The organism is Rhizobium ecuadorense, assembly GCF_001187535.1.
Lineage (GTDB): Bacteria > Pseudomonadota > Alphaproteobacteria > Rhizobiales > Rhizobiaceae > Rhizobium > Rhizobium ecuadorense.
Window position 1 is genome coordinate 314,395 of sequence record NZ_LFIO01001304.1, and the last position, 6,927, is coordinate 321,321.

Here is a 6,927-nt window from a genome sequence, read left to right on the forward strand (position 1 = left end):
ACTCTCGCCCAAGCTGTAGTCCGAATTCGGCATCGAAGGAAGCCAATTGGCTCAATCGCCGACGGGCAAGTTGTAGGGCGTGACGATTTCGACCGATGAGAGCGAGGCCGGAACCGCCCGACCCGGTGACGTCGCCCGGCCCATGATCGCCCTGAAGGCCGAACGCGCATCGGTCCTGAGATCATGGTGCAGCACGAAGCCGATCCGGCGGGCGGCAAGCAGGGCGCGGTTGTCGACGTCGAGATCATGAGCGACGAAGACGTGGACCGGGCGGTCGGCCGCATCGAAGGCCGCCAGCACCGCCCGGTTGCCGCCACCGATCGAATAGACGGCATTGATGGTGGGATCGGCGGCAAGGGCAGCCGCCGCAAGTGTTCCCGTCGCCATATCGGTGCCATGCCCCTCGCTGATTTCGGTGATGCCGATCCCGGGATAACGGGCGCGAATGATGCGGCGAAAGCCGATCTCGCGCTCCTCCTCGCCGCGAAACCGCCCGCTCGACAGCGTCACCAGCACCTTGCCGCCAGCGCTCGCGAGCACTTCGCCGATCAGATAGGCCGCGGTCTCCCCCGCCGCCCGGTTGTCGGCGCCGGCATAGGCGATGCGCGCCGAATTCGGCAGGTCGGTCACCAGTGTCACCACCGGAATGCCGGCCGCATCCGCCCGCGCGACGGCGGCGGCCACCTCGGCAACATCAGGTGCCTTCAGCACGATGCCGTGTGTACCGCGCAGCCGGATACGGTCGAGAAGCTGCACCATCTCGGCCGGCTTCATCACCTCGGCGAAATGGAACCGGCACCGGAAGACGCCGGGCAGGAAGGCCGCCATCTCGGCCTCGAAGGCGGCGCGCACCGCATCGCTGAAACGCTGAGGCGTTTCCATGACGATATCGATCGCCAGCATGCGCCCACTCGCCACCGCCCCGGCCTGCTGCTTTTCGAGTTCGGCAATCGCCGCCTGCACCCGCATTTCCGTCTGCTGGCGCACACCCGGCCGGCCGTTCAGCACCCGGTCGACAGTCGCGGTGCTGAGGCCCGCTTGAAAAGCGATATCCTTGACGAGGAAGAGATGGGCCATGGAATCCGTTTGATGGCTTTTTGATGGATTCCTGATCTATATCACCTCTGATCACGGCGTATAGTGCCTCTATTCGAAAGAGGAGGAGCCATCATGAAGACCGACAATCCGCAAAAACTGCGCGCCGACCGTGTCTGGCTGAGCGAAGACAGCTGCGATCTCGACGACTTTCGCCGCCTGGCGGAAAAGACCACCGCGCTTGCCGATTATCCCTCGGCGTCTGCAGTCGAAAAAAACGTGCTGATCTACGACAGCCGCAAGGTGACGGCGGCGGCCGCAACGCCGGAGGGCCGGCGCGCCGTGCTGGCCGAGATCTGCGAGGCCTTCGGCGACGGTCCGGGCGTCGCCGTGTTCAAGCATGCTTACGAGGATCCCGGCATTATCGACCGCGCCAGCGCGGTCTTCGATCAGATCATCGAGGAGCAGCACCGCACCTCGACCGGCGGCGGCGATCACTTCGCCAAGCCCGGCGCCAACGACCGCATCTGGAATTCGCTGGAGAAACATTGCCTCGCCGATCCAGCGAATTTTGCCGAATATTACGGCAATGCCATCGTCGCACTCGCAAGCCAAGCCTGGCTCGGCCCAAGCTACCAGATGACGGCGCAGGTCAACCGCGTCAATCCAGGCGGCGCGGCGCAATCGGCCCATCGCGACTATCATCTCGGCTTCCAATCGTCCGCGGTGATCGAGCAGTTTCCGGTGCATGTGCACCGGCTTTCGCCAGTGCTGACGCTGCAGGGTGCGGTCGCCCATTGCGACATGCCGCTCGAAAGCGGCCCGACGCTCTTCCTGCCGCACAGCCAGACCTATGTGCCGGGCTATCTCGCACTCAAGCGCCAGGAATTCCGGGATTATTTCGAGGCCAACCACATCCAGCTGTCACTCGAAAAAGGCGACGTCGTCTTCTTCAATCCCGCCCTCTTCCACGCCGCCGGCACCAATCGCTCGGCCGACATCAAGCGCGTCGCCAACCTGTTGCAGGTCTCCTCTGCCTTCGGCCGGGCGATGGAAACGGTCAACCGCGAAAAAATGAGCGCTAGGCTCTTTCCCGCCCTGAAGACATTGCAGGTCAGGCTGTCGCCCGACGAGATCGCCAATGCCGTTGCCGCCTGCGCCGAAGGCTATTCCTTCCCGACCAATCTCGATCGAGATCCCCCGCTTGGCGGCCTGGCGCCGAAGACGCAGGCGCAGCTGATGCACGAGGCGTTGAAGGAAAGCTGGAGCGACGAAGCCTTTGCGGCGGCACTTGCAGAACAGGCGCAAAAGAAGCTGAGCTGACTAAGGATCAGGAGCCGACCCGCACTGAAATAAAAGCCTCCCGCACCCGCGGGAGGCCATTCGCATATCATCACCAAGGAGGAACAACATGAGCACGGACCACGGCCGTCTCGACGGCAAGATCGCCATCGTCACCGGCGGCACGCAAGGATTGGGCGCCACGATCGCCCGTCTCTTCGCCGAACGCGGCGCGGAGGGCATCGTCATCTGCGGGCGTAACGAAGCCAAGGGCAAGGCGAAGGCGGCGGAGATTTCGGCCGCGACCGGCGTGAAGGTCGTCTACACCAGGGCCGATCTCGGCAAGGTCGAGGACACCAGGAATGTCGTCCATGCCTGCGACGAGGCCTTCGGCCGGGTCGACGCGCTGGTCAATGCCGCCGCCATCACCGATCGCGGCACCATCCTCGATACCAGCCCTGAACTCTTCGACGCCATGTTCGCCGTCAATGTGCGCGCACCGTTTTTCCTGATGCAGGAGACGGTGAAGGTCATGCGCCGCGAAAAGACCGAGGGCACGATCGTCAACATCGGCTCGATGTCGGCCAAAGCCGGCCAACCCTTCATCGCCGCCTATTGCGCCTCCAAGGGCGCGCTGGAAACCCTGACGAAAAACACCGCCTATGCGCTTTTGCGCAACCGCATCCGCGTCAATGGCCTCAATATCGGCTGGATGGCGTCGGAAGGCGAGGACCGCATTCAGCGCGAATTTCACGATGCACCCGCCGACTGGCTGGAGAAGGCGGCGGCAGCCCAGCCCTTCGGCCGCCTGGTCGATCCCCATGAAGTGGCGCGCGCCTGCGCCTATTTGTCATCGGCCGAATCCGGCCTGATGACCGGTTCGGTCATCTGCTTCGACCAGTCGATCTGGGGGGCCTACGACGGCTCGCCGCATCCGGTCGCAGCCCTCTGATCGGTCGCGAGCCCGGCATTTCCCATGCCGGGCTCTGGCACCTCCCAGGATTTGCAGCTAGGAAGGGACGGCAGCATTCAGGGAGAAAATGGCGTGGCCGACAATCCGCTTTACGACATCCGCGATGAACGTTTCGGCGCCTTGGTCATCGGCAGCGCCGCCCTCGAGGAACTCTATTCCGGCTGCCGCTGGACGGAAGGCCCGGTCTGGTTTTCCGACCTGAACTGCCTTCTCTGGAGCGATATCCCGAACGAACGCATGATGCGCTGGACGCCGGATGGCACGGTCTCGATCTTCCGCTCGCCCTCCAACTACGTCAACGGCAATACCCGCGACCGGCAGGGCCGGCTGATCTCCTGCGAACATGGCGGCCGCCGCGTCACCCGCACCGAGATCGACGGCACCCTCACCGTTCTCGCCGACAGCTACAAAGGCAAACGGCTGAATTCGCCGAACGACGTCGTCGTGCATTCCGATGGCGGGATCTGGTTCACCGATCCGACCTATGGCATCCTCTCGGATTACGAAGGCCACAAGGCCGAGCCCGAACAGTCGACCCGTAACGTCTACCGGATCGATCCTGCAAGCGGCGAGATCGAGGCGGTCGTCGAGGATTTCATTCAACCGAATGGCCTTGCCTTCTCGCCCGACGAGACGAAGCTCTACATCGCCGATTCCGGCTCGGCAAAACATGAAGTGCCTTGCCATATAAGAGTTTTCGACGTCGTCGACGGCAGGAAGCTTACAAACAGCCGCTATTTCTGCAGCCTCGATGCCGGCCACCCCGACGGTTTCCGCTTCGACGTCAGCGGCAATCTCTGGACGAGTGCCGGCGACGGCATTCATTGCTTCTCGCCGGATGGAACGCTGCTCGGCAAGATCCGGGTGCCGCAGACGGTCTCCAATCTCACCTTCGGCGGTCCTAGGAAAAACCGGCTCTTTATCACCGCGACGCGCTCGGTCTATTCGATCTATACGAAGACCAACGGCGCCCAGTATCCGTAAGGAACATGGCGCCGCGCGCTCGACAGACACAGCCGACGATCCCAGCGTCGGCGAGAAACGGCATCGCTCCAACACATCTAACCCGAAAAAGCGTCAAGCGGTTCCGGATGACGGCGTGCATGAAAAAAGCTAAAGCGCGTCGCATGAATCGAATGAAATGTGACGCGCTCCAGCGGCCCGCAGCTTATTGCATCAAGGAGGAATACAAGATGACCCGATTTTCACGCGCCGAGAGACGCTGCACCGCTCATGATGCCATGACCGGGAGGGGCTGAAATGCGTTCTATCGTTTCCTTCAACGAAGGCTGGAGTTTCCACGAGGGTTTTGGCCAGCGTCTGCTCGAAAGCTTTGATGCCGCCAGGTCGGTCAGCCTGCCCCATACCGCCGTCGAACTGCCTTTCAACTATTTCGACGAGACGAGCTATCAGCGCGCCTTCACCTATCAGAAGGTACTGCGCTGGCTGCCGGAATTCGAGGGCCGTGAAGTCTCGCTCGTCTTCGACGCCGCCATGGCCGACAGTGTCGTCTATCTGAACGGCGAAGAAATCATCGCCCATAAGGACGGCTACACCCCCTTCGAGGCCCGCCTCACCGGCAAGCTGCTCAAGGGCGAGAACCTCGTGACCGTCAAGATCGACGGCAGCGAAAACCCTGCCATCCCGCCCTTCGGCGGCCGCATCGATTATCTCACCTATGCCGGCATCTACCGCGACGTCTGGCTGAAGGTCACCGATCCGGTGTCGATCCGCAATCTCAAGATCGAAACCACAGACGTTCTCGCTCCGGAGAAATCGGCAACCATCCGCGTCGATATCGCCAACCCCGAGGGCCGCAGCTTCTCGGCGACCGTCACCGCCACGCTGAAGCAGGCCGACGGCGCGGTGATCGCAACCGCAGCAACCGAGACGATCGGCGACCGCACCAGGCTTTCCTTCGGCGGCCTCACCGGCATTACCCTCTGGGACATCGCCGACCCCACGCTCTACGAGGTCACCGTCGAACTCAGAACCGAACACGGCTCCGACCGCGTCTCCACCCGCTTCGGCTTCCGCACCGCCGAATTCACGCCGGAAGGTTTCCTGCTGAACGGCAGGCCGCTGAAATTGCGCGGCCTCAACCGCCACCAGTCTTTCCCCTATGTCGGTTATGCCGCCGGCCGGTCCGCCCAGGAGCGCGATGCCGACATCATGAAGAGCGTGCTGAAGTGCAATATCGTCCGCACCTCGCATTATCCGCAGTCGAAATGGTTCCTCGACCGCTGCGATGCCATTGGCCTGCTCGTCTTCGAGGAAATCCCCGGCTGGCAGCATATCGGCGATGCCGACTGGCAGAAGGAATCGATCGAAAACGTCCGCCGCATGATCGAGCGCGACTGGAACCATCCTTCGATCATCATCTGGGGCGTGCGCATCAACGAGTCCCAGGATAGTCATGATTTCTACGTCGAGACCAATCGTCTGGCCCGCGAGCTCGACAGCACCCGCCAGACCGGCGGTGTGCGTTATATCACCGAGAGCGAGCTGCTCGAGGACGTCTACACGATGAACGACTTCATCCTCGGCAATGAGGAATTGCCGGGCGCCAACCGCCCGCGCACGGTGCTGCGCGGTCAGCAGGAAAATACCGGCCTATCCCGCAAGGTGCCGTACCTCATCACCGAGTTCAACGGCCACATGCACCCGACGAAGATCTACGACCAGGAGCAGCGCCAGGCCGAGCATGTGCGCCGTCACCTCGAGGTGCTGAACGCCGCCTATGGCGACCCCGATATCTCGGGCGCCATCGGCTGGTGCATGTTCGATTACAACACCCACAAGGATTTCGGCTCCGGCGACCGCATCTGCTACCACGGCGTCATGGACATGTTCCGCGAGCCGAAATTCGCCGCCTATGCCTATATCAGCCAGTGCGATCCGTCCGAGGAGATCGTCATGAAGCCGGCGACCTTCTGGGCGCGCGGCGAGCGCAATATCGGCGGCGTTCTGCCGCTGATCATCCTGACCAATTGCGACGAGGTGGAACTGCAATACGGCGCGCTCAGCAAGCGCATCGGCCCGGACCGCGAGAATTATCCGCATCTGCCGCATCCGCCCGTCGTGCTCGACCATCGCCACTTCACTGCCGATGAGCTCGGCACCTGGGGTCTCGAATGGATCGACGGCACCTTGACCGGCTATATTGGCGGCGAGCCGGTGGCGAGCCTGACGCTGGCGGCCGATCCCTTGCCGACGACGCTGGAAATCGTCGCCGACAGCTCGACGCTGAAGGCGCGCGAACGCGACAGCACCCGCGTCATCATCCGCGCGCTGGATCAGTGCGGCCAACGCCTGCCCTTCATGAACGACAGCATTTCGCTGAAGGTGCATGGCCCCGCGAAGATCGTCGGCCCGGCCAATGTGCCGCTGCAGGGCGGCACCGCCGGCTTCTGGCTGGAGGCAACGGGGCTGGTGGGCGAGATCACCGTCGAAGCGGTCTCCTCGCGTTTCCCTCCGGTGACCCTCAGCGTGACGGCGGCCGCCTGATTCAGCCCATAGCCCGCGCGCCTTCTCGGGCGCGCGGCGCTCCGATGGCCGTCACACAATCCGCATCTGGCTATTGGGATCGAAGAACACAGCCTTGTCGAGATTGAAGGCGAGGCGTGTGGTCTGTCCGG

5 protein-coding genes are annotated in these 6,927 nt (G+C 62.9%); 4 read left to right on the plus strand and 1 reads right to left on the minus strand.

Annotated features, from left to right (window positions below):
* Positions 1–51: 51 nt before the first annotated feature.
* On the minus strand, positions 52–1,077 hold the full coding sequence (locus AF337_RS28770; protein ID WP_049734842.1) for a LacI family DNA-binding transcriptional regulator: 1,026 nt from the start codon (positions 1,075–1,077) through the stop codon (positions 52–54).
* A gap of 93 nt (positions 1,078–1,170) precedes the next feature.
* On the opposite strand from AF337_RS28770, the gene AF337_RS28775 reads away from it, so the two are divergent.
* The 4 genes from AF337_RS28775 (at position 1,171) to AF337_RS28790 (ending at position 6,796) form a co-directional block, all read left to right on the plus strand.
* Entirely contained in the window at positions 1,171–2,358 is a 1,188-nt protein-coding gene (locus tag AF337_RS28775; protein WP_049734843.1) for a phytanoyl-CoA dioxygenase family protein, read from the plus strand.
* Positions 2,359–2,446: 88 nt separating this feature from the next.
* Positions 2,447–3,268 carry an SDR family oxidoreductase gene (locus AF337_RS28780; protein WP_049734844.1) on the plus strand — a complete coding sequence of 274 codons (822 nt, stop codon included), beginning with the start codon at positions 2,447–2,449 and terminating at the stop codon, positions 3,266–3,268.
* A 93-nt stretch (positions 3,269–3,361) separates the two neighbouring features.
* Complete coding sequence (locus tag AF337_RS28785; RefSeq protein WP_049734845.1) at positions 3,362–4,273, plus strand: SMP-30/gluconolactonase/LRE family protein; 912 nt, start codon at positions 3,362–3,364, stop codon at positions 4,271–4,273.
* Positions 4,274–4,549: 276 nt separating this feature from the next.
* Positions 4,550–6,796: a glycoside hydrolase family 2 protein gene (locus AF337_RS28790; protein WP_049734846.1), complete on the plus strand. Its 2,247-nt coding sequence runs from the start codon at positions 4,550–4,552 to the stop codon at positions 6,794–6,796.
* The last annotated feature ends 131 nt before the right edge of the window (positions 6,797–6,927 follow it).